The organism is Dyella sp. 2YAF14 (genome assembly GCF_052114725.1).
Lineage (GTDB): Bacteria > Pseudomonadota > Gammaproteobacteria > Xanthomonadales > Rhodanobacteraceae > Dyella.
Window position 1 is genome coordinate 16816 of record NZ_JBFRFH010000023.1, and the last position, 21195, is coordinate 38010.

Annotated in this window: 23 protein-coding genes; 13 read left to right on the plus strand and 10 right to left on the minus strand. The window is 64.4% G+C overall.

The features are described from left to right. Positions 1-155: 155 nt before the first annotated feature. Positions 156-1385 (plus strand): BamA/TamA family outer membrane protein, encoded by a 1230-nt coding sequence (locus tag AB4Y82_RS19875; protein ID WP_441611593.1) that lies wholly within the window; start codon positions 156-158, stop codon positions 1383-1385. A gap of 46 nt (positions 1386-1431) precedes the next feature. On the opposite strand, the gene AB4Y82_RS19880 is transcribed toward AB4Y82_RS19875, so the two are convergent. Further along, positions 1432-1890, minus strand: a complete 459-nt coding sequence (locus AB4Y82_RS19880; protein ID WP_441602427.1) for a hypothetical protein — start codon at positions 1888-1890, stop codon at positions 1432-1434. 76 nt (positions 1891-1966) lie between these two features. Continuing rightward, the gene (locus AB4Y82_RS19885) at positions 1967-2692 is read right to left on the minus strand and encodes a response regulator (protein WP_441611595.1); all 726 of its coding nucleotides are present in this window, start codon (positions 2690-2692) and stop codon (positions 1967-1969) included. A 460-nt stretch (positions 2693-3152) separates the two neighbouring features. Between AB4Y82_RS19885 and AB4Y82_RS19890 the strand changes: the two genes are divergently transcribed. The 3 genes from AB4Y82_RS19890 (at position 3153) to AB4Y82_RS19900 (ending at position 5909) form a co-directional block, all read left to right on the plus strand. Continuing rightward, entirely contained in the window at positions 3153-4730 is a 1578-nt protein-coding gene (locus AB4Y82_RS19890; protein ID WP_441602425.1) for an ATP-binding protein, read from the plus strand. Beyond that, positions 4727-5341: a response regulator gene (locus tag AB4Y82_RS19895; protein WP_441602424.1), complete on the plus strand. Its 615-nt coding sequence runs from the start codon at positions 4727-4729 to the stop codon at positions 5339-5341. The genes AB4Y82_RS19890 and AB4Y82_RS19895 overlap by 4 nt, the downstream gene beginning before the upstream one ends. An 82-nt stretch (positions 5342-5423) precedes the next feature. Next, on the plus strand, positions 5424-5909 hold the full coding sequence (locus AB4Y82_RS19900; protein WP_441602423.1) for a response regulator: 486 nt from the start codon (positions 5424-5426) through the stop codon (positions 5907-5909). Here the strand turns inward: AB4Y82_RS19900 and ligD are convergent. Continuing rightward, positions 5906-6808, minus strand: a complete 903-nt coding sequence (ligD, locus tag AB4Y82_RS19905; protein ID WP_441602422.1) for a non-homologous end-joining DNA ligase — start codon at positions 6806-6808, stop codon at positions 5906-5908. The two genes, AB4Y82_RS19900 and ligD, sit on opposite strands and share 4 nt — an antisense overlap. A 23-nt stretch (positions 6809-6831) precedes the next feature. Next, the gene (locus tag AB4Y82_RS19910; RefSeq protein WP_441602421.1) at positions 6832-7050 is read right to left on the minus strand and encodes a hypothetical protein; all 219 of its coding nucleotides are present in this window, start codon (positions 7048-7050) and stop codon (positions 6832-6834) included. Positions 7051-7400: 350 nt separating this feature from the next. On the opposite strand from AB4Y82_RS19910, the gene AB4Y82_RS19915 reads away from it, so the two are divergent. Together AB4Y82_RS19915 and AB4Y82_RS19920 are read left to right on the plus strand one after the other, a co-directional pair. Beyond that, positions 7401-7637, plus strand: a complete 237-nt coding sequence (locus tag AB4Y82_RS19915) for a hypothetical protein (RefSeq protein ID WP_441602420.1) — start codon at positions 7401-7403, stop codon at positions 7635-7637. 115 nt (positions 7638-7752) lie between these two features. Then, positions 7753-9429, plus strand: a complete 1677-nt coding sequence (locus tag AB4Y82_RS19920; RefSeq protein ID WP_441602419.1) for an amidohydrolase — start codon at positions 7753-7755, stop codon at positions 9427-9429. A gap of 40 nt (positions 9430-9469) precedes the next feature. On the opposite strand, the gene AB4Y82_RS19925 is transcribed toward AB4Y82_RS19920, so the two are convergent. Then, entirely contained in the window at positions 9470-10054 is a 585-nt protein-coding gene (locus tag AB4Y82_RS19925) for an FMN-dependent NADH-azoreductase (protein WP_441611597.1), read from the minus strand. 115 nt (positions 10055-10169) lie between these two features. Here AB4Y82_RS19925 and AB4Y82_RS19930 point away from each other — a divergent pair, with 115 nt between their 5' ends. The 3 genes from AB4Y82_RS19930 to AB4Y82_RS19940 are packed head-to-tail and all read left to right on the plus strand — an operon-like array spanning position 10170 to position 13120. Further along, positions 10170-11123, plus strand: a complete 954-nt coding sequence (locus AB4Y82_RS19930; RefSeq protein WP_441602417.1) for a LysR substrate-binding domain-containing protein — start codon at positions 10170-10172, stop codon at positions 11121-11123. A 60-nt stretch (positions 11124-11183) separates the two neighbouring features. Beyond that, positions 11184-12329, plus strand: coding sequence for a pyridoxal phosphate-dependent aminotransferase (locus AB4Y82_RS19935; RefSeq protein ID WP_441611599.1), 1146 nt, complete (start codon positions 11184-11186; stop codon positions 12327-12329). Then, on the plus strand, positions 12317-13120 hold the full coding sequence (locus AB4Y82_RS19940) for an amidohydrolase (protein ID WP_441602415.1): 804 nt from the start codon (positions 12317-12319) through the stop codon (positions 13118-13120). The genes AB4Y82_RS19935 and AB4Y82_RS19940 overlap by 13 nt, the downstream gene beginning before the upstream one ends. A gap of 15 nt (positions 13121-13135) precedes the next feature. On the opposite strand, the gene AB4Y82_RS19945 is transcribed toward AB4Y82_RS19940, so the two are convergent. Beyond that, positions 13136-14473, minus strand: coding sequence for an aspartyl protease family protein (locus tag AB4Y82_RS19945; RefSeq protein ID WP_441602414.1), 1338 nt, complete (start codon positions 14471-14473; stop codon positions 13136-13138). Between the two features lie 74 nt (positions 14474-14547). Here AB4Y82_RS19945 and AB4Y82_RS19950 point away from each other — a divergent pair, with 74 nt between their 5' ends. Together AB4Y82_RS19950 and AB4Y82_RS19955 are read left to right on the plus strand one after the other, a co-directional pair. Then, on the plus strand, positions 14548-15039 hold the full coding sequence (locus AB4Y82_RS19950; protein WP_441602413.1) for a hypothetical protein: 492 nt from the start codon (positions 14548-14550) through the stop codon (positions 15037-15039). A 7-nt stretch (positions 15040-15046) separates the two neighbouring features. Continuing rightward, the gene (locus AB4Y82_RS19955) at positions 15047-15262 is read left to right on the plus strand and encodes a helix-turn-helix domain-containing protein (RefSeq protein ID WP_121880725.1); all 216 of its coding nucleotides are present in this window, start codon (positions 15047-15049) and stop codon (positions 15260-15262) included. A 36-nt stretch (positions 15263-15298) separates the two neighbouring features. Here the strand turns inward: AB4Y82_RS19955 and arsC are convergent, their stop codons facing one another. From arsC to AB4Y82_RS19975, 4 genes are read right to left on the minus strand one after another with little or no spacing between them, the layout of a single operon-like run. Beyond that, positions 15299-15646, minus strand: coding sequence for an arsenate reductase (glutaredoxin) (arsC, locus tag AB4Y82_RS19960; protein ID WP_441602412.1), 348 nt, complete (start codon positions 15644-15646; stop codon positions 15299-15301). Between the two features lie 14 nt (positions 15647-15660). Then, positions 15661-17193: a pseudouridine synthase gene (locus tag AB4Y82_RS19965; RefSeq protein WP_441602411.1), complete on the minus strand. Its 1533-nt coding sequence runs from the start codon at positions 17191-17193 to the stop codon at positions 15661-15663. After that, positions 17190-18074: an SMC-Scp complex subunit ScpB gene (scpB, locus tag AB4Y82_RS19970; protein WP_441602410.1), complete on the minus strand. Its 885-nt coding sequence runs from the start codon at positions 18072-18074 to the stop codon at positions 17190-17192. Before scpB ends, AB4Y82_RS19965 begins: the two co-directional genes overlap by 4 nt. A 50-nt stretch (positions 18075-18124) precedes the next feature. Further along, a complete protein-coding gene (locus AB4Y82_RS19975) occupies positions 18125-19036 on the minus strand; it encodes a segregation and condensation protein A (protein WP_441602409.1) in 912 nt (303 codons plus the stop codon). A gap of 465 nt (positions 19037-19501) precedes the next feature. Here AB4Y82_RS19975 and AB4Y82_RS19980 point away from each other — a divergent pair, with 465 nt between their 5' ends. Together AB4Y82_RS19980 and AB4Y82_RS19985 are read left to right on the plus strand one after the other, a co-directional pair. Then, positions 19502-20677 (plus strand): DNA polymerase IV, encoded by a 1176-nt coding sequence (locus AB4Y82_RS19980; RefSeq protein WP_441611601.1) that lies wholly within the window; start codon positions 19502-19504, stop codon positions 20675-20677. 97 nt (positions 20678-20774) lie between these two features. Next, positions 20775-21143 (plus strand): PilZ domain-containing protein, encoded by a 369-nt coding sequence (locus AB4Y82_RS19985; protein WP_441602407.1) that lies wholly within the window; start codon positions 20775-20777, stop codon positions 21141-21143. Positions 21144-21195: the final 52 nt, after the last annotated feature.

Below are 21195 nucleotides of genomic sequence, written 5' to 3' on the forward strand. Positions count from 1 at the left end.
GCCCGCACGGTGAGTGCTCGTCGGCGTGGATGGCCGGCGAGCTCATTACGTGCTTTTACCGGGCGCAATGCCGAGTATTTTCGCTGTCCGCAAAACGCCGGCTCCGGCAGAGTCCTTCCATCGCCCATGGCGGATGATGCACCGATGGAGAAGTCATGAGGCCGCGCCCTGCGCCAGTAGCTTGCCTGCTCGGCGCGTGCCTGCTGCTGGGCGCCGCGCTCCATGCGCAGGACGCACCCGCAGTTGCAGGGGCTGCCGATAAGAACCAACCGCTGTCGCCGACGGCTCCCGTGGCGCAGGCCAAGGACACCCAGGGTTCATGGTGGAGCCGTTTCCGCGACCCGCAGGACAGCTCCGTCGACATGTCGCGCTGGCTGTTGCAACACAAGGGCGCGCTGCTGGTTCCCATCATCATCACCGAGCCTGCGGTGGGTAACGGTGGCGGACTGGCCGCGGTGTTTTTCCACACGCCCAAACAATCGGAGGCGTCCAGGGAAAGCGGCTTGCGCATTCCGCCCGACATCTACGGTGCGGCCGCCTTCAAAACCGAAAACGGCACCTGGGGTTACGGCCTGGGCGGCACCTTTCATTTCAAAGACGACACCTGGCGTTACGCCGGCCTGGTGGCCAAGATCAATGTCAACCTGGACTACTACACGCAGGGCTTGCTGCTGGGTCCGCATAAGATCGGCTACAACCTCGACGGCATCTTTTCCTACCAGCAGGTCTCGCGCCGGCTCGGCACGAGCGATCTGTTTCTCTCGGCGCGCTGGCTCTACATCGACCTGGATAATCGGCTCAATATTCCCAGCGACGATCAGTACTTCAAGCCCAAAGAATTCGCCAGCAAGTCGTCGGGACTCGGGTTGGGCCTGGGTTACGACTCACGCGACAACACGCTGACACCCTCAAGCGGATGGTTCGCGCGACTGGAGGCCACCCAATACGCGCCCGCTTTTGGTAGCGACACCACCTTCCAAAGCTATCGCGGCCGCGCCTATGGGTATTTCAAACTGGGCGAGGATTGGGTGCTGGGCACGCGCGCGGACTTCCGCTCCGTGCGTGGCGATGTGCCGTTCTATCAACAGCCGTCGATCGATCTGCGCGGCATTGCCTATGGCCGCTATCAGGATCAGAACGTTGGCATGCTCGAGGCGGAGCTGCGCTGGAACCTCACGCCTCGATGGGCGTTGCTTGGGTTTGGCGGAGCGGGCAAGGCGTGGGGACGCACGCTGGACTTCGGTGATGCAAGCACGCACACCGCAGAAGGCGTTGGCTTGCGCTATCTGATCGCACGTGCCTTGGGGCTCTACGTCGGCCTGGACTGGGCGTGGAGCGAAGGCGACCACGCGTATTACATCCAGGTGGGAAGCGCCTGGCGATAACGTCGTCCGCCTGTGGCGAGCGGACGACGCGATGGTGCGAGCCCGTTCAACCGGTGGTGTAACCCTTGCCTTTCATGCATGCGCTGTACGCCTGGCCAAGGTTGGCGGAGTTCTGGTTCTGCGTGGCCGCCGAGGCTGCGTTTTGATCACGCCTCTGCTGGCGTGCGCGTACGCCGCCGGCCACGACACCGGCGGTGGCACCCACGCCGGCACCATGTCCGGCGTCGCCGTTGGCAACACCGCCAATCACTGCGCCGGCAGCGGCGCCACGCGCCGCGCCTTGAACACGCTGGCCACCGCCGACGGCCGGCCCGGTCTGCGGCGGGGGAACCGCCTGCTGGGGTGCGTTGGTCTGGGCCCAGGACATGCAGGCGCTCTTGTCCGCCTCCTGCTGGTTGGCGTTCTGTCCGTTGGCCGGGTAAGTCGGCGGCAGCTGCTGAGCGGATGCGACGCCGGCGACGAAGGTGAGCGAGAGGCCGATGATTCGAAGGCTGTGGTTTGTCATGGTCCTACTCCTTGCAGCGTCTTGAAGGGGCTGAGCGCCATCGGCTCGGCCTGAGCGTGGGAATGAAGGGTGTGCGCTAAAAAAAGGATTGGCCCGCGGCCATGTCCATATCCCCTGGCGCCACCGGAATGAGCCCGAGACGCTCCGCCTCACGGATGAGCGCCACGCCGCTGTGTACGCCCAGCAGATCGAGCAGCGACTGGCGGTGGCTCTCCACCGTGCGCACCGAAATGCCCAGGTCGGCGGCGATCTCGCTGGTTCGCTTGCCCTTGGCCATCGACTCGATGACTTCGCGCTGCCGACGGGTCAGCCGTCGCAGCGATTCGGGTGCTTCGAGCAGTGTTGCCATCAACTGCGGGCTGACGAACTGGTTGCCTGCGCAGACTTCGGCCATCGCATTGAACAGCTCGCTGCTTGGTGACTGCTTCAGCACATAGCCGTTCGCACCCGCCTGCATGGCTTCGCGCACGATCAGAGGCTCACTGTGCGTGGACAAAACCACCACCGGTATATCGCTGCCCATGCGCCGCAAGCGCTGCAATGCCTGCAGGGCGCTGAAGGGTGGCATGGCGATATCCGTGATGACCAGGTCGATCTGTCCGGTCAGTACCGCTTCCATCAGGGCTTCGCCGTCATGCACCAGCAGGACCGAACTGGTGCGCTTGGCGAGCAGGCCGGCCAGGCCCTCGGCGACGCAGCGATGTTCGTCGGCAAGCAGTACCCGCAGCTTGCGCGTGCTCCTGGCGGCGATTCGCACGGTCGCCTTCATGGCGTCGCCGGCCAGACGTCGCCAACCCGCCATGCGGGCGTCACGACGAGCCTGGCGACGCCCCAGGGCGCGGCAAGGGTGCCCGAACAAGGAGGAGGGCACGCTGATTTCATGATCGATCGGATCCCCGTTGGGCCTCAGCTCGCTCCAGCTCAGCTTGGCCCGTCGATGCCCGCTTGGTAAGCGAACTTTCACTCAAAGGGGGTCGGTAAATTTACTGAAAATCGCGTGAAATCGCCGATTTCTTGCGACGGGACGGACACGGGACACGCACATGGGTCCGTTGCGAGTTCGCTGATTTTATGGACCTAAGGCTATGCCCTGGAGGGATTTCACGGGAGAACATTCGTAGAACTACGCAAATCATCACGGGGCGACGACGGGCGTCGTGGGGAAATGCGGGAGGGATTTCGGTGGACCGGCGCTCAATACTCGCAGGGGCGAAAGCTGCCGCTGGCAGCAGGACGAAGGGATGCACGGGGCAGAGGGGATCATGACCGGGAAAGCACCGATCGGTGCATTGTCCCAGCAACTGCTACGTGGTCTGGGCGCAGGCCTGGCCGCGGTGCTGGCGCAATGGATGTCGCTGGTGCTGTGGGATCACACGCGCGATTTCCAGATCATCTGGCTGCCAGGGCCGTTGTTGCTTGCGCTGTTGCTGTGCGCGCCCTATCGCTACTGGCTCGCCAACAACGCAGGCTGGTTCGTCGGCATGACCTTGATGTCGTTGACGGCGAACCTGCCGCTGCAGGGCCTCGCGGTCGCCAACACGGGCGTGATCTTGCTGGTCACCATCGCCGCCTGGGGTCTTGGGCAACTGCGTGAAGAGCAACCCATCGGCAATTTCCAGCAGCTGCTGGTGTTTGTTCTGGTGGCCGTCATGGTGCTGCCCGCTGCCACCGGTGCGGCAGTGTCGTGGTTATCCACGCAGGTGGACTTGCCGTTCTGGCTGTCTAGGCAGTGGTGGCATGTGGCGCTGGCCAATGCGCTGGGCTATGTGTTGCTGACGCCGGCCATCCTCAGCCTGGTCAACCCGGGCTCGTCGTTGCGACGCGACAGGCTGCCGGGATGGAATATGCCGCTGATCACCGCCGCAGCGCTGGTCGTGCTCTGGCTGGCCTGGCGCGAACTTGGCGATTACCCCACAACGAGACCGCTGCTGCTGCTCGCGCCCGTGCCGTTGGCCATTTTCGTGGCCTTGCGGGCGCAGGTGGTGGGCACCTGCGTGGTCAATCTCCTGGTGGGACTGCTCGCCATCCAGTTGAGTCTGGAACATGAAGGGCCGTTCGTGCAGCCGCAAGCGGAGCTCACCACCATCAGCGTGCAGTTGTGGATGCTTGGCGTATCGGTGGCATCGCTCTATCTCGCGGCCCTGGTCGAGCAGCGACGGGCGACCCAGCGCGACCTGAGCGTCACCAACACCGAAGTGCGCGAACTGGCAGGTCGCTTGATCGTTGCGCAGGAGCAGGAACGTGCGCGCATTGCGCGCGATCTGCATGACGACATCAACCAGCGTCTGGCGGTGGCATCGATCCGGCTGAGCGCGCTGCGCCGCAAGGTGGACGAGAGCAACAAGCAGGACGTGAGCCGACTGCAGAGCGACCTTATTGCACTATCCGAGGACGTGCGCCATCTGTCCCACGACCTGCATCCAAGCATGCTCTCGCAGACCGGGCTCACTGCCGCGCTGGCGGGCTTATGCCAGAACGTGCGTCACCGCAACGGGCCGGCGATCGAGTTGCGGGTATCGCCGTATGCAAAAGATCTTCCTGAAGATGTCGCGCTCTGTCTTTATCGCGTCACCCAGGAAGGACTCGGCAACGCATTGCGATACGCAGACGCGCAGCGAGTTGAAGTGGCGCTGCAGATCGAGCATGACCAGGTAGATCTCACCATCATCGACAACGGCAAGGGATTTGTCACCGAAGGGGAGGGGCGTCGAGGGCTTGGACTGCTGAGCATCGACGAACGCACGAAGCTGCTGGGCGGCAGCTGCCGACTGCAATCAACTCTGGGCAAAGGGACTGAGTTATGCATACGAATTCCGCTAGGAACCCAAGGGCCGGCGTGAGGCCAACCCTGATCATTGCCGACGACCACCGCATGGTGGCCGAGGGCGTGCAGCACATCCTCGACGAGGATTTCGATCTGCAGGACATCGTGGCTGATGGCGAGGCACTGATCGACGCCGTGCAGCGCATAAAGCCGGATCTGGTGGTGGCCGATATCAACATGCCTCGCTGCAACGGCATGGACGCGCTGAAGCGTCTCCGGCAGGCCGGCTTCGACACGCGCTTCGTCTTCCTCACCATGCACATGGAGCCGGCGCTGGCGGTCGCCGCGTTGCGCGCAGGTGCGCGGGGCTACATCCTGAAGAACTCGGCGGGCGAAGATCTGCGCAATGCGGCCCAGCAGGTGATGGCCGGAGGCACCTATGTGACCCCGGCGTTGGGCGCGCGCTACATCAGCGGCCAGATGACCGATATGCGCAATCTCACCTCCAAGCAGTTGCAGGTGCTTCGACTGGTTGGCGAAGGCTTGCGTTCCAAGCAGATCGCGCTGCAGCTGGGACTGTCGGTGCGCACCGTGGAAGCGCATAAATACACCATGATGCAGGTGCTCGGCGTGCATTCCACGCTGGAGCTGGTACGTCGCGCACAGGATCTGGGGCTGTTGTTCTGAGCGGGCCGTACGTTACGGCGTTTGCTTCGGTAGATTTACTTAGCATTGCTTCGGTTCGATTTCGGTGGCGCAGGGTGGTGCATTGGAAGATGCTCACGACGAGATGCGCGCCTCGACTGAAAGCAGCGACAAAAGGCGATCCAGCCTGGTGCTGGCCGAGGACCACTTGCCCATCGCCGAGCAGCTGCGCGAACTGTTGAGCGAGGAGTTCGACGTGCTTGCCGTGGTTGCGCATGGCGAGGCGCTGGTGAAAGCCGTGAGGCGCCTGCAGCCCGACGTCGTGGTGACCGACATCAGCATGCCTGGCATGGACGGCATGCAGGCGGCCCGCCAATTGCTCGTCGATCGCCCCGACCTGCCGATCATTTTCATCACCGTGCACGACGACGCCACGCTGGCGCGCGCCGCATTGTCACTGGGCAAGGGCTATGTGCTGAAGGCTTCGGCGGGAGAGGAGCTGATCGAGGCGCTCAATCAAGTGCTCAAGGGTGGCCATTTCCTGTCACCGGCATTGGGTCGCTTTGAGGCGTTGATGGAGCTGCCCGCGACGTTTGGAAAAAACCACTAGCTTTCCGCGCCGGCATAGACGCGCATCGCCTCGCCCAGATCCTGCCGCAGCGTGGAAACCCCCTCCCAGGGATCGCCGCGCAAGCGCACCAGTCGCTGCCTGGCGGAGCGGATGTCGAACGCGCTGCCGCTGCTGCAGCGACCAAGGTCTTGCCAGCGTAACGGCATGGCAACCGGCGCACCGGGACGCGCACGCAACGACAACGATGCCACGCTGGTGGCGCCGCGCGTATTGCGCAGATAGTCGATGAAGATGCGCCCCTTGCGTTCGCTCTTGGCGGATGTCGCCGTGAACGCGTCAGGGCGCTCGTCGGCAAGTTGACGGGCAAAGGCACTGCTGAACCGGCTGGCGTCTTCCCAGCGACACGATGCGTGCAATGGCACGAGCACGTGCAAGCCTTTGCCTCCGGTGGTTCGTACGAAGCTCTTCAGCGACACTTTGGCCAGTCGATCCCTGAGCCATCGCGCGGCTTCGATCACATCACGCCAGCTCACGCCGCTCCCGGGATCGAGGTCAAACACAAGATAATCGGGTTCTTCCAGCGCATCGGCCCGTGCCGCCCAAGGATGGAATTCGATGGCGCCGTATTGCACCAATTCGATCACGGAGCTGGCGTCGCTGGGGCAGAGATAGTCATCAAGCGCGCCGCTTTCCTCACGCAGCCGCACGCTTTCGACCCGACGAAGTCCCCGCATCGGGTGTTTCTGGAAAAAGCCCGGCTCGGCAAGGCCTTCGGGAAAGCGGAACACCGAAGTCGGTCGACCGGTCACGCCCGGTAGAAACCAGGGCATGATCGCGTCGTAATAATCGGCGATGTCCTGCTTGGTGATGCCGTCGTCGGGAAACACCACGCGCTTGGGATGGGTGACTACCACACCATTCAATTCGTTCGTCGTCATGGGCGACCTTCGCGCGCCGCGCTTCATTCCGGCCGAACGGCCATCATGGCCGTCAGCTGGTCGGGAGTGACAGGCGGCACACCGCCGCGCAATTCCATCATCTTGCGTTCGGTCTCGCGGATCTGCAGCTCGCCCACCGGATGTCTCCGCAGCTGCCCGCGCAAAAGTTCGTTTTCCAGCTCGAGCATGCGGTAGAGCTGCAGCAGTTCGTTAAAAGCCTGATGCAGGGGCAGTTGGATCATGGGTGTGCCATCCGTCATCAGCAAGACTCCGTGATCGGGGCTTTAGAAACTGACGATCAGGCAGTTAACGATGGGTGATAGATCGATGTGATTTCCGCCATCGGCAGCGTTGTGCAGGGCGTGGCGTTCACAGATGGCAAGCGCATGTGTATCCGTGGTGAAACAGTCCATGCCTGTGTCCCTATCCCAATCGTCGTAGTCGCATTCCTACGAAACATCAGGTGTCGTGCTGATAGGACGACCGGTGTAACAAAGGCATGCTCTTTTAGTCCGGAACGGACAAATCGTCGCGCCTAATGCGTACACGATTAGTTGTGGCAGGCATCTCCTTTCCCCCACAGGGTTGCATCATGGTCACCTATTCGCTCAAGCAGTCCCCGGACGGTATGTGGTGTGTGTGCCGTCTTGGTTTTTCGCTGTTCAGTGATCTGCGGCTTGGCAGTGCCATCAAACTCGCCCGGGAAGTCGCCCGCGATGAACATCTGCGTTCGGGTCGTTCGGTCTGCGTGGAAATGCCAGGCACCGAAGCCTCGATCCGCCTGGCGCAGTACGCCAGCGTGGCGGCGGTGCTGGAACAGGCCGCGTAAGTCCTTCGTATCCGGGGCGTAGGGGGCGCCCTGGGTGCACACATGTTGCATGGCCGCTTGTGTGTCGGGGCCGGGCTGGGCAAAGTCTCGGCATTCTTCCACCCGGGACGACTCCATGTGCTTGTCGCTTCGTTATGGCTCGATCGCTGTTCTGGCGCTCGCCGCGCTGCCGCTGCAGGCGACCACCTTGCTGGTCAATGCCCACATCCATACGATGGATCCCTCACGTCCGGAGGCTACGGCGCTGGCCTGGAGCGACGATGGCCGCCTACTTGCGGTGGGTGATACAGCTGACCTCAAGAAGCAGTACCCCGACGGCAAGATCGAGGACGCCAAAGGCGCCACCGTCATTCCCGGTTTGATCGACGCTCATGGCCACATGCTGGGCCTGGGCATGACCCATATCGAAGTGGACCTTGTCGGCAGCACCTCGCGCGCGGAGGTGGTGTCGCGGCTCAAGGCGGCCGCCGCCAAATTGCCGCCGGGCACATGGCTGATCGGCCGCGGCTGGGATCAGAACCGCTGGGCCGACAAACATTTCCCCAACGCCGCTGATCTCGATGCAGCGTTTCCCGATCGCCCCGTGTACCTCGAGCGCGTGGATGGTCATGCGTCGTGGGCAAACACGGCGGCGATGAAGCACGCGACCAAGTCGCTGGATGGCGACTGGCAACCCGACGGCGGACGCATCGAACGCGTCGGCAAGAAGGCGACGGGCGTGCTGGTGGACGGCGCCCAGGCCTTGGTCGGCCAGGCCGTCCCGCCGCTGACGCACGAGCAGACGCGCGATGCCTATAAGGCCGCTTTCGCCGATGCAGTCGCGGCCGGCTTGACCGGCGTACACGATCCGGGCGTGAGCCTGGAGGATTTCAAAGTCCTGCAGGAAATGGCGGCAGCCGGTGAGATACCGCTGCGTCTCTATGAGATGGCCGACGGCAACCACCAGGCGCTCGACTGGCTGTGCAGCCAGGGCGGGCGTTGGGCGGATGCCAACGGTCGCCTGCAGATGCGTACCGTCAAGCTCTACATGGATGGCGCGCTGGGCAGTCGCGGCGCGGCATTGCTGGCCGACTACAACGACGACCATGGCAACAAGGGCATCTTCGTCACCTCGCCCGAGGCCTATCGCACTGCGGTGGAAAAGGCGTATCGCTGCCATGTACAGGTCGCCACACATGCCATCGGCGATCGCGGCAACCGCAACGTGCTCGATACCTATCAGGCCGTGCTGGGCGAGCACGCCGACAGCGATCATCGCTGGCGCGTGGAGCATGCGCAGATCGTCGCGCTCGACGACATTCCGCGCTTCGCCACCTTGCATCTGATCGCTTCGATGCAGCCCACCCACGCCACCTCCGACATGCCATGGGCCGAACAGCGTCTCGGTGCGGAGCGACTGAAGGGCGCCTATGCCTGGCAGCGTTTCATCCAGGAAAAAGTGCCGCTGGCGTTCGGTTCGGATTTCCCGGTGGAGCAGGTCAATCCGATGCTTGGCCTGTATGCCGCCGTGACGCGGCAGGATCTCAATGGACAGCCGCCGGGTGGCTGGTTGCCGGATCAGCGGGTGAGCCGCATCCAGGCGCTGGCGGGTTTCACGCGCGGCGCGGCCTATGCGTCCTTCATGGAGGATCAGGTCGGCGCCTTGAAGCCGGGCATGCGTGCCGACTTCGTCGTGCTCAGCGGCGACCTGCTCACCGTGTCGCCGCGTCAGATCGCCGACTTGAAGCCCCTCAGCACGTGGGTGGACGGCAAGGCGGTTTACCGCGCTGAAAAGACAAACGCCGCACCCTGAGGGCGCGGCGTCTGCTGGGGACGGTGGTGCCGGTGAAGCTTTAAGCGGCCTTGCGGGTCGCCACGCTGATCGAAGCGTGCGCGGTCTTCAGGGCCTCGACCTTGTGGTCTTCGCTGAAGTTGACGCCTTCAGCGCGGACAAACTCCAGGTCAGTGACGCCGAGGAAGCCGAAGAGGGCGCGCAGGTAGGTTTCCTGGAAGTCCATCGGCTGGGCGGCGCTGCCTTCGCTGTAGATGCCGCCACGCGAGGAGGCGATGATCACGCGCTTGCCGCCAGCCAGGCCTTCCGGACCATTGGCGGTGTAGCGGAACGACTTGCCGGCCACCGCGATGCGGTCAATCCAGGCCTTGAGCTGGCTGGGGATCGAGAAGTTGTACATCGGGGCACCGATGACCACCACGTCGGCCGCCAGAAACTCTTCGATCATCTGGCTGCCCTGGACCGCCACCGAATCGCTGGCGTCGGCCACGGCAGTCCAGTGGGCGAGCGGGTTGGCGACCAGATCGTGGTAGATAACTTCGGTTTGGGGGTTGTTAGCGGTCAGTTCGGCCACGATGGCGGCGGTCAGACCGCGCGAAACGGAGTGGCTACCCAGGGCACTTGCGTCGAGATGCAGCAGTTTCATGGTATTTCCTCAGTTGACGGGCCGGGTCCGCCGGCGACAGAACTAAGGTAGTCTTCGGACAATCAAGTGATAAGCCGGCTAAACTCGAACGTATTGTTCTAATAAGGAAACAGCGATGACGGTCCTGGATGGCGCCCTTCAAGATCTCAACGATCTGTATTTCTTCGCTGCCGTGGTTGAACACGGCGGCTTTTCCTCGGCCGGACGCGCCCTGGGCATCCCCAAGTCCCGCCTGAGCAAACGCATCGCGCAGCTGGAAGAGCGCCTGGGCGTGCGCCTGCTGCAGCGAACCACCCGTCGCTTCGTGGTGACGGAAGTCGGCGAGCGCTTCTACGGCCACTGTCGTGCCGTCCTGGAAGAGGCAAGGGCGGCGCAGGAGGCCGTGGAAGAAGTGCGCTCCGAGCCGCGTGGCGTGGTGCGCGTCAGTTGCCCGGTCTCGCTGGTGCAGACCGTGGTGGGCCATATGCTGCCGGAGTTCCTCGCCCAGCACCCCAAGATGCAGGTGCGCCTGCACGCCACCGACCGGCGCGTCGACGTGATCGGCGAGGGCTTTGATATCGCCATACGTGTGCGCAGCAAGCTCGATACCGACGCGACCCTGGTGGTGCGCACGTTTGGCCAGTCCAAGGTCTTGCTGGTAGCCAGTCCGGACCTGCTCAACCGTTACGGCCGTCCCAAGGAACCCACCGATATTTCGCAGCTGCCGGCGCTCAGCAACCAGGAGCACGAGGGAGCGCAGGGCTGGGAGCTGCTCGATGCACAAGGCGAGAAGATCGTGGTCGACATCCAGCCCCGCCTGATCTGCGGCGACTTCAACGCCCTGCTGCAAAGCTGCAAGACCGGCGTCGGCGTGACGCTGCTGCCCGAGTTCGTGTGCGGTCCGGCCATCGAGCGCGGCGAGCTGGAAGTGGTGCTGCCCGAATGGAGCGTGCCACAAGGCACCATGCACTTCGTCTACCCGAGCCGGCGCGGCCTGTTGCCCGGCGTACGCGCGTTCGTGGATTTTCTTGCGGAACGGCTGCCCGATTCGGTGCGCGAAAATCACGCGAAGTGCCACAAATACCTGTGACGCAGGTGCGCAACGACACCCGTGTTACGATCATCATTTAGCCTTCCAGACATCCAGGTCATGCAGATCGAAACCAAGCTTCCCAAAGTTGGAACCACCATCTTCACCGTCATGAGCCAGCTGGCTGTCGAACACAAGGCGGTCAACCTGGGGCAGGGCTTTCCGGACTTCGAACCACCGCAGCCGTTGCGCGACGCCATCACGCGCGCCATGGCCGAAGGCCGCAACCAATATGCGCCGGGCATCGGCCTGCAGCCGCTGCGCGAGCAGATCGCGCTGAAGACCGAGCGCCTGTACGGTCACAAGCTCGATCCCAACACCGAGATCACGGTGACTTCGGGTGCCACCGAAGCGCTGTTTGCCGCCATCGCTGCCGTGGTGCGCGCGGGCGACGAAGTGATCGTGTTCGATCCGGCGTACGACAGTTACGAACCGGCCATCGAGCTGCAGGGCGCTCGCGCGGTGCATATTCCGCTGCAGGCGCCCAGCTTCAGCATCGACTGGCAGCGCGTGCGTGATGCGATCACGCCCAAGACGCGCATGATCCTGATCAACAGCCCGCACAACCCGACCGGTGCGGTGTTGTCCTCGGCCGATCTGGACGAGCTGGCCGCCATCGTGCGCGACACCGAGATCGTGGTGTTGTCCGACGAGGTCTACGAGCACATCGTCTATGACGGCGCCCAGCACGAGAGCGTGCTGCGCCATCCCGAGCTGGCCGCGCGCAGCTTCGTGGTGTCCTCGTTTGGCAAGACCTATCACTGCACCGGCTGGAAGCTCGGTTACGCGGTGGCGCCCAAGGCGCTCTCCGCGGAATCTCGCAAGGTGCATCAGTACCTCACGTTCTGCACGTTTCATCCGGCGCAGGTTGCGTTTGCCGAGTTCATGGCGAGCACGCCCGAGCACTATCTGGAGCTGCCCGCCTTCTATCAGGTCAAGCGCGATCGCTTCCGCGAACTGATCAAGCCCTCGCGCTTCAAGTTGCTCGACGTGCCGGGCGGCTATTTCCAGCTGGTCGACTATTCCGCCATCAGCAACAAGGACGATGTGTCGTTCTGCGAGTGGATGGTGAAGGAAGGCGGCGTCGCCGCGATTCCGCTCACGCCGTTCTATGACAAGGCGCCGGGCACGCATTACCTGCGCCTGTGCTTTGCCAAGAGCGATGCCACCATGGAAGCCGCCGCGGAGCGTCTATGCAAGCTCTGAAGGTCAGCCTGATCCAGGGCGCCACGCGCTGGCATGACGCGCCGGCCAATCGCGAGTACTACGGCGAGCTGGTGCGACGCGTCGCCGGGCAGACCGATCTGGTGGTGTTGCCGGAGACATTTCTTTCCGGCTTCAGTAATGACACGCGTGCCAGTGCCGATACGATGGAAGGCGAAGGCGTTGCGTGGATGCGCGCGCTCGCCCAGGAAGTGGGTGCGGTGTTGTGCGGCAGCCTGGCTATTCGCGAAAACGACACCGTTTACAACCGGCTGATCTGGGCACGCCCGGACGGCAGCTTCGAGCAATACGACAAGCGCCATCTGTTCCGCATGGCGGGTGAACACACGCGCTATGGCGGCGGCACCGAGCGGCTTATCGTCGAACTCAAGGGCTGGCGCATTCTTCCGCAGGTCTGCTACGACCTGCGCTTCCCGGTATGGCTGCGCAACGGCCGCCGCGAGGAAGCCACCGGCGGCATGGATTACGACCTGGCGATCTTCGTGGCCAACTGGCCGGCACCGCGCCGCCAGCCCTGGCGCACGCTGCTGCGTGCGCGCGCCATCGAAAACCTGAGCTATGTGATCGGCCTCAACCGCGTCGGCGTCGACGGCAACGATCTGCCGTATGCAGGCGACAGCGCGGTGCTCGACCCGATCGGTGAGCCGCTGGTCGAGCTGGGTCCGCAGGAGCAGGTGGTGACGGTGACCATCGATCCCGCGCCGCTGCTCGCGCATCGCGAGCGTTTTCCGGCGTGGATGGATGCGGACAGCTTTACGCTCAATCCGGGTTGATCGGACTGCGCGCGATTATTTCGCGCGCACCTTGGCGGAGGCCTGAGGCAACGGCTTGCCCACCTCGAACTGCATGCGTGGAAAGTCGATCGTCCAGTGATCGAACGACTGCAGGATGTCGCCGCCCAGCACATTCGGCTCCTTGACGTTGCCGGCATCACTGAGCGAGATCGTCATCGCCGCAAGCACGCTCTGCTGATCGCCGATGCGCACTCGCACGTTCGGCCACGTCGCCGACTGGCGAACGCGTGCCCCGCCTGCACCCGCGACGTGCTCCTGTTTCGATTTCAATCCCTTGACCACGCCGGGATGCTCTGCCGCAAAGCGCGACGAGAGCGAAGAGAACGCGCCGCCGCTATCCAGATGCATCGCCACGTGCAGATCATCGAGCATCACCTCGACATAAAGATCGCTGCCGGCCATGCGCAGGTTGCCTTCGCCAGGTTTGGCAGCGTCGCTGCGCGAGGGCAGCAGCTTGCCATCAGCGCTGAACTCCAGCCGCTGCAACTGGCGCAGCACCGGGAAGCCGAGGATCGCGTCGATCTGATAACCGCCGGGCACGGGCATCTTCAGCTGATCGTCGTCCAGCACCAGAAACGCTACATGGCTCAAGGAGAGCCCGGCAAACTGCAGGTGATCGGCGATGCCCACGCGGGTAGCCACCGCCTGGCGACTGGCGCTGCCCACGCTGGCGGCGCCATCGAGCAGACGCAAGCCCAGCTTGTGGGCGGTGGAGAGCGATACGACGGAGAGATTGGCGCCTGTGTCGAGCACGACCTCTTGAAGCTTGCCGTTGATGGAAGCGTGAGAGCGGGGCAGGCCGACTTTATCGCGCTTCACTAACTCTGGTTTGGGCGCATAAACGTCTACATGCTGCGCCTTGGCCTGGGCGAGTTGGCCGGCGAGTTCCGCCATTTGCAGCGCGGCGGCACGGTCCTCGGTACTGGCGCCTTGCGCGGCCAGCGCCTGTTCCCATGCGTGCGCCGCCTCGGCGGCCTTGCGGTAGTCGCCATCGGCAAAGCTGACATCGGCGGCGATGGGCCAGGCCAGCGCGCGTTGCGCTGGCGTGCGGCGGCCGTCGGCGAGATAGCGCTCGACCAGTTGGTCCGCCTCGGCGGCATCCAGTCGTGCCGCGGCCAGTCGCGCCCTGGCGAGGGTGGCCAATCCCAGGTCCTCGATTTGGGGAAGCACGCTGGCCAGATGGAAGACCTCGCCATCGGCGGCATCCACCAGGGCGCTTTCGGCCTGCTGACTGGACAGGGGCGCCGGCGCCACGCCTCCGGCCATGGCCGGAAGGGCGAGCGCTGCGAACAGTACATAGGGATGAAGCCAGACCAGCGGCGCAGCTTTCATGATATGGTGCCCGTATGACGAAGAAAAATTATCGTAATACAGAAAGAAATGATTATCCAACAGTACATCGCATCGTGCGCGTCGCCCGTGCGCTGGCGATCGTCGCCTGGCTGAGTGCGCTGGCCTGCCTGGTGGTCACGGGGCTGGGTATTTGGGCCGACGGCAGCACCCAGGGTGCGACCGTGGTCGCCAGCCTGTCGACCGATGAACTTCCGCGCGCATGGGCGGCGAGCATTGCAGCCGTGCTGGCGCTGGTCAGCTGCGCCGCGCTGGCGGAGCTGGCCCTGATGCTCGGTCGCGTGGCGCCGGATGCACTGTTTTCCAGCGCCGCCACGAAACACTTCCGCCGCTTCGCCTGCCTGCTGATGGTCGCTGCAGCACTACGCGTGATGTTGCCGGCGGCAGCCTCGCTCTGGCTGGCGTGGCACTCAGGCGCAGGGTCGGCCCGCTTGACCTTCAGCGGCGACGATCTGCTGTCGTTGTTGCCGGTGGCCGTGTTCTTCTTCGTGGCCCGCCTGTTCGACGAGGCGGCGCGACTCGAAGACGACCAGCGCTCGATCGTGTGAGGTCCTGATGGCGATCGTAGTCCGACTCGATGTCATGCTGGCGATGCGCAAAGTGCGCTCGCGCGAACTCGCCGAGTTCGTCGGTATTACCGAATCCAATCTGTCTTTGCTCAAGTCCGGCCATGTGCGCGGCGTGCGTTTCGAAACGCTGAGCAAGATCTGCGAATTCCTCGAGTGTCAGCCGGGCGATCTGCTGGCCTACGTGCCTGACGAGGAAGAGTAGGGCGACGCATCCCGCGCAAGGCGAGGATGCGTGCACTCAAAGAATGGACAGCACCGATTCCGGTGGACGTCCAATCGCGGCCTTGCCGTTGGACACCACGATGGGGCGTTCAATCAGCCGCGGATGACTCACCATCGCCGCGATCAGCGCGGTGTCATCCAGTGACGGATCGTCGAGGCCGAGTTCGCTGTACTCGGCCTCGTTGGTGCGCATCAGTTCGCGCGGCGTCATGCCGAGCATGTCGAGCAATTGCATCAGCTCGGTGCTGCTCGGCGGCGTGTCCAGGTAGTTCACGACATCGCACACCACGCCCCGCTGCTCAAGCAAGGCCAGTGTGGCGCGCGACTTGGAGCAGCGGTTGTTGTGATAGATGCGGGCGTGCATGGCGGAAGCCGTGCTCAGCGATTGCCGTGACGGTTGCCGCCGCGACCACCGCCGCCACCGCCACCGCCGCCGTGCGGACGATTACCGCCGCCCTGGGGACGACCGCCGCCTTGCGGACGACCGGCGCCGCCTTGCGGACGATTACCGCCGCGACCCTGCGGACGACCGCCCTGGCCACCCTGGCCAGCCGCGCCGCCCTGACCGCCCTGGCCACCGTGACCGCCGGGACGACCACCCGGGCGACCACTCGGCTTGCCGCCGCGGTTGCCACCAGCACCGGCACCGCCGCCGAAGCCGCTGTACGGGCTGCCGCTACGGCCTTCCGCGCCACCGGCGCGATTGCCGAACGACGGCTTGCCGCCACCCGGACGACGATTGCCCGCTGCGCCGCCACGAGCGCCGCCCGCAGCACCACCTTCACGCGATTCGCCGGCAAACCAGGTGCGCACCGACGGCAGCTCCTGGCCCGGGGCGACGCCGCGCTTGCCCTTGCGCATGCCGCCGCCACCACCGCCCGAGCGTTCCGGACGGGCGACATTGCCGTTCACTTCCCGGCCCGGACGGCCGCGCGGCTTGCCGCGGGTGGGTTCTTCGCGGATGCGGTCATAGGCGCGCAGCTCGCGCGCTTCGTCCTGGTAGCCCGCGCTGTACGAGCCGCTGGCGCCCTTGGGAACGTACTCGGTGACGTTGCGCGGCGCGCGGCGCTGGTGCAGCACCGGGCTCAGCGTGAGCACCGGCTGCGGCGAACCCAGACCCGTGGTCTTGCGCAGATCCTTGACGGCTTCTTCGCCCAGCGATTCGCAGTCACCGCGGCGCAGGGTGCGCGGCAATTCCACGCTGCCGTAGCGGATGCGCTTGAGGCGGCTCACCAGGAAACCCTGAGAGTCCCAAAGGCGGCGCACTTCGCGATTGCGGCCCTCGCGGATCACCACGCGGAACCAGCTGTGGCTGCCGCCCTGGCTGATCACGGCGATTTCGTCGAAGCGGGCCGGGCCGTCTTCCAGCTCCACGCCGGCCTTGAGCTTTTCGATCATCTCGTCGGGCACTTCACCGTGCACGCGGCACAGGTATTCGCGCTCGAGACCGCTCTTGGGATGCATCAGCGCGTTGGCGAGTTCGCCATCGGTGGTGAGCAGCAGCAGGCCGGTGGTGTTGATGTCCAGGCGACCCACGGCGACCCAGCGCGCACCCTTCAGGCGCGGCAGCTGTTCGAACACGGTGGGACGGCCTTCGGGATCTTCGCGGGTGGTCACCACGCCTTCGGGCTTGTGATAGACCAGCACTTCGGTTTCGTCGCGGTTGTCGGTGGCGACGACGAACTGCTTGCCGTCGAGCACGACGCGGTCGCCGGCGTGGACGCTGGCACCGATGGTGGCGGGGGTGCCGTTGAGTTCAACCTCACCGGCCTGGATACGTTGCTCAAGCATGCGGCGCGAGCCGAGGCCGGCGTTGGCGAGCACCTTGTGCAGGCGCTCCTCGATGGCGGGCGCGGTTTCGTCGCGCGGGGTGCGCTTAAGGGTCAAAACGGATTTCTGTGGCGCAGTCATGCGCGGTACTCCTCGGTATCTTGCGTGGCGTCGCCTTGCTCGGCGTCCGCGTGGGTCGCTGCCTCGTCGGCAGTGTCAACATGAGTCTCGGCGTGCGGTGCAGCGCCGGGTTCGGAGGAGGCGACATGCATCGCCTCGGGCGTTTCGTGGCCGGGTTCGTCGACAGCGTCGGCGGCCTGGCTTTCTTCGTGTTCGGTGGCCGGTACATCGTGCCCGGCAGGTTCGGTGATGGAAACGTCGAGATCTTCTTCGCCGGCCACCACCAGGGTTTCGTTTTCTTCGTCCGGATCGATCGGCAGGTCGCGCATCACACGCACCGGCAGCGGCTCCGGCGCGATGCTCATCTGCGGGTCTTCCATGTCGCGGATTTCCGACAGCGGCGGCAGCTCGTCGAGCGACTTCAAGTTGAAGTAGTCGAGGAAGGCGCGCGTGGTGCCGAACAGTGCGGGCTTGCCCGGCACGTCGCGGTAGCCCACCACGCGGATCCATTCGCGCTCTTCCATCGTCTTGATGATGTTGGACGACACCACCACGCCGCGGATCTGTTCGATCTCCGGGCGGGTGATCGGCTGGCGGTAGGCGATCAGCGCCAGGGTTTCCAGCAGGGCGCGGGAGTAGCGGCTGGGGCGCTCGGTCCATAGTCGCGAGATCCACGGATGCACCGACTGCTTCACCTGGTAGCGGAAGCCCGAGGCGACCTCTTGCAGCTCCACGCCGCGGTTGGCGCAATCGTCCGCCAGCGCCTCGAGGGTCTTGGCGACCTCTTCGCGGCCGACTTCGTCCTCTTCGCCGAACAGTTCCAGCAGTTGAGGCACGGTCATCGGCTGGGTGGATGCCAGCAGGGCCGCCTCGATGATGGGTTTGAGTTGCTCGATCTGCATGGCCTCGGATCGGATGCGGATGCTGCGGTGAATGGGGCGGGCTGCGCGGCTTATTCGGCCGCGGTGGCCGGCTCGTCATCGGCATAGCGTTCGGCGGCGGTTTCTTCCGCGCTTCCTGCCCTTGCCCTTACGTAAATCGGTGCCAGCGGTTCTTCCTGCACGATCTCCACCAGCATCTCCTTGGCCAGTTCAAGCATGGCCAGGAAAGTGACCACCACGCCCAGGCGGCCCTCGGTGACATCGAACAGCGTTTCGAAGCGCTGGAAGGTCTGGTCGGTCAAGCGGCCGAGCAGTTCACCCATGCGCTGTCGCACGCTGAGTGCTTCGCGCCGGATGGCGTGGTGGCCGAACAATTCGGCACGACGCATCACGTCCTTCAGCGCCAGCAGCATCTCCTTGAGGTCGAGCGGCGGAGGCAGCTTGACCACATTGCGTTCGCCCACGTCCGCGTGGGCCGGCGCCATGTCTCGCTCCATGCGGGGCAGGGCGTCGATATCCGCCGCGGCCCTCTTGAAGCGTTCGTACTCCTGCAGGCGACGGATCAGCTCGGCGCGGGGATCTTCTTCCACGCCTTCCTCGGCAGGCGGCCGGGGCAACAGCAGGCGCGATTTGATCTCGCCCAGGATGGCTGCCATCAGCAGGTATTCGGCAGCCAGCTCCAGGCGCATCACGTCGCGCATCATCTCGATGTAATCCATGTACTGCCGGGTGATCTCGGCGACCGGGATGTCGAGAATGTCCAGATTCTGGCGACGAATCAGGTACAGCAAAAGGTCGAGCGGCCCTTCGAACGATTCGAGGATCACCTCGAGCGCATCCGGCGGGATGTACAGGTCCTGCGGCATCTGCAACAGCGGTTCGCCGCGCACGATGGCCAGCGGCATTTCCTGCTGTTGAGGTACCGACGCAAACGCGTCCTGCGGTGCGGCGACCGCCTGAGGCTCGACTGGCTCAGTGCTCATCAATGCATGTCGTTGGGCCGTTCAAGACGGCTTGCTCTGCGTTCAATACGTGAGGAAACGTTGATCCCACCGGCATTCGCCTGACGAATGTCCCGCCCGGACGTTGGCCCGCAGGCGCGATCCGTTGAAGCTAACTTGCGCGATGCCTAGCCGGTGCGCATGGCGTCACCGTCGCGGTCATGCATGACGAAAGCGCGCGTCTGGCGTTTCGATCAGGCTGGCCGTGAGCGACCCTTGAGCGTTTTTAGCGTGTTTGGGTCACGACAAAAAACGCGAGCCACAACGTGACGAAACCTGCGTCACTGGCTTCTCAATCGGTCGGCTGAGTGCATCGGGACGGGTGCCGTAGCGGTCGATCTCACCGATCGTGCGCGCACCCACTGACCCAAGCGAGACCAAGATTAGCCGCTGGCGACGGGCAAGTCCAGTACACGCGATGCTGCCGTATCGGCAGAATACAGGGACATGCTGCCCGATGAATGCTCCATCATCCACGTCGACATGGACGCCTTCTATGCGTCCGTGGAGCAGCGCGACCGCCCGCAGCTGCGTGGGCACCCGGTGATCGTCGGTGGCCTGGGGCCTCGCGGGGTGGTCTCCACCTGCAGTTATGAAGCGCGCCCGTTCGGCGTGCGTTCGGCCATGCCGATGGCGCAGGCGCGACGGCTTTGCCCCGATGGCGTCTACCTGCCGCCTGATTTCGCTCGCTATGAAGAAGCCTCGGAGCAGGTTTTCAAGGTTTTCCACGAAGCCACGCCGCTGGTGGAGGGTCTGTCGCTGGATGAGGCGTTCCTGGACGTCACTGCCAGCCTGCGCCTGCTCGGCTCGGTCGAGACCATCGCTGGTCGCATCAAGCTCGCCATCCACGAGCGGACCCGGCTGAATGCTTCGGTGGGCATGGGGCCCAACAAGCTGCTGGCCAAGCTGGCCAGCGAAATGTCCAAGCCCGATGGTCTGCGTCGCATCACCGCTGAGCACGCCGCCCGGGATCTGGCGCCGCTGCCGGTGGGCCGCTTGTGGACCGTGGGCAAGGTGACCGAGCAGGCGTTGCACCGCCTGGGTATCCGGACCATAGGCGAATTGGCAGCAAGTGACACGGCGCGTCTGGCGAGTGCGCTAGGGCGTCAGGTGGAGGCGCTGCAGGCGCTGGCCCGCGGCGAAGACGACCGCGACGTGGAACCGGCGCAGGCCGAACAGTCGATCGGCTCGGAACACACCTTTGATGTCGATCTGGCCGAGCTGGCGATGGCCGAGGCCTGGCTGCTGCGCCATTGCGAGCGCATCGCGGCCCGAGCGCGCCAGCGTGGGCTGGAAGGGCGTACCGTCACGGTGAAATTGCGCGAGCCGCCCTTTGTCACCCACAGCCGCCAGGGCCAACTGCGCGTGCCCAGCGCCTCCGCCAGCGAACTCTATGAGCTGGCACGAGGCTTGCTTAACGCATGGTGGAAGGCGCAATCAAGGCCGCGCCTTCGCCTGCTGGGCGTCAGCCTGTCGGGTTTTGCGGCACAACGACAGCAAGACCTGTTCGACAGCGCGCCCGAACGGCGCGTCACCGACCAGGTGCAGGACAGGATCAATGCGCGGTTTGGCTCAGGAAGCCTGGTCCGCGCAGGCGTGTTGAGAACGCACGAGCAGGATTGAAGTTGAACGGAGACGCTCCACATCGACCGATGAGGGAGTGTTTCTTCAGGATGAAGCAGTCGGCGCTGGCGCGTTTGACGTGGGGAGCAAGAGCAAGATGAGCAAAGCGGAAGACAATGTCAGGAACAGCTCCGATCCGGAGCAGCTGCGTCCGGCGCGCATGCGGATCGAGACCACGGTGCTGATGAGCCGTGCCGACGAATCGCATTCGACCGAACTGGTGGACATTTCCGCGACCGGCGTGCTGCTGCGCCGCCCCCTGGGCTGGCAGGGCGAGCATGGCCAGAGCTGGATCCTCGACATGATCTTTGGTCACGACCTGCACATCCATCTGGAGGCGCAGGTGGCCCGTATTTCCGATCGCCACCTGGGCTTTGCCTATACCCGCATCCCGGAAGACAAGCAGGTGCCGCTGTGGAACCTGCTGGGTGGGTATGCGGATATTCTGGAGTTGTGGAAGGACTAGGGGCGAGGAGTGAGGGAAATCACTCGGCACTTATCGCCGCGAGGGAATCCAT

Bases quoted from the DNA above. Each gene is read 5' to 3' on its own strand.
- AB4Y82_RS19875 (WP_441611593.1), top strand. From the start codon at position 156: ATGAGGCCGCGCCCTGCGCCAGTAGCTTGCCTGCTCGGCGCGTGCCTG.
- AB4Y82_RS19880 (WP_441602427.1), bottom strand. From the start codon at position 1,890: ATGACAAACCACAGCCTTCGAATCATCGGCCTCTCGCTCACCTTCGTC.
- AB4Y82_RS19885 (WP_441611595.1), bottom strand. From the start codon at position 2,692: ATGGCGGGTTGGCGACGTCTGGCCGGCGACGCCATGAAGGCGACCGTG.
- AB4Y82_RS19890 (WP_441602425.1), top strand. From the start codon at position 3,153: ATGACCGGGAAAGCACCGATCGGTGCATTGTCCCAGCAACTGCTACGT.
- ligD (WP_441602422.1), bottom strand. From the start codon at position 6,808: ATGACGACGAACGAATTGAATGGTGTGGTAGTCACCCATCCCAAGCGC.
- AB4Y82_RS19910 (WP_441602421.1), bottom strand. From the start codon at position 7,050: ATGATCCAACTGCCCCTGCATCAGGCTTTTAACGAACTGCTGCAGCTC.
- AB4Y82_RS19915 (WP_441602420.1), top strand. From the start codon at position 7,401: ATGGTCACCTATTCGCTCAAGCAGTCCCCGGACGGTATGTGGTGTGTG.
- AB4Y82_RS19920 (WP_441602419.1), top strand. From the start codon at position 7,753: ATGTGCTTGTCGCTTCGTTATGGCTCGATCGCTGTTCTGGCGCTCGCC.
- AB4Y82_RS19925 (WP_441611597.1), bottom strand. From the start codon at position 10,054: ATGAAACTGCTGCATCTCGACGCAAGTGCCCTGGGTAGCCACTCCGTT.
- AB4Y82_RS19930 (WP_441602417.1), top strand. From the start codon at position 10,170: ATGACGGTCCTGGATGGCGCCCTTCAAGATCTCAACGATCTGTATTTC.
- AB4Y82_RS19935 (WP_441611599.1), top strand. From the start codon at position 11,184: ATGCAGATCGAAACCAAGCTTCCCAAAGTTGGAACCACCATCTTCACC.
- AB4Y82_RS19940 (WP_441602415.1), top strand. From the start codon at position 12,317: ATGCAAGCTCTGAAGGTCAGCCTGATCCAGGGCGCCACGCGCTGGCAT.
- AB4Y82_RS19945 (WP_441602414.1), bottom strand. From the start codon at position 14,473: ATGAAAGCTGCGCCGCTGGTCTGGCTTCATCCCTATGTACTGTTCGCA.
- AB4Y82_RS19955 (WP_121880725.1), top strand. From the start codon at position 15,047: ATGGCGATCGTAGTCCGACTCGATGTCATGCTGGCGATGCGCAAAGTG.
- arsC (WP_441602412.1), bottom strand. From the start codon at position 15,646: ATGCACGCCCGCATCTATCACAACAACCGCTGCTCCAAGTCGCGCGCC.
- AB4Y82_RS19965 (WP_441602411.1), bottom strand. From the start codon at position 17,193: ATGACTGCGCCACAGAAATCCGTTTTGACCCTTAAGCGCACCCCGCGC.
- scpB (WP_441602410.1), bottom strand. From the start codon at position 18,074: ATGCAGATCGAGCAACTCAAACCCATCATCGAGGCGGCCCTGCTGGCA.
- AB4Y82_RS19975 (WP_441602409.1), bottom strand. From the start codon at position 19,036: ATGAGCACTGAGCCAGTCGAGCCTCAGGCGGTCGCCGCACCGCAGGAC.
- AB4Y82_RS19980 (WP_441611601.1), top strand. From the start codon at position 19,502: ATGCTGCCCGATGAATGCTCCATCATCCACGTCGACATGGACGCCTTC.
- AB4Y82_RS19985 (WP_441602407.1), top strand. From the start codon at position 20,775: ATGAGCAAAGCGGAAGACAATGTCAGGAACAGCTCCGATCCGGAGCAG.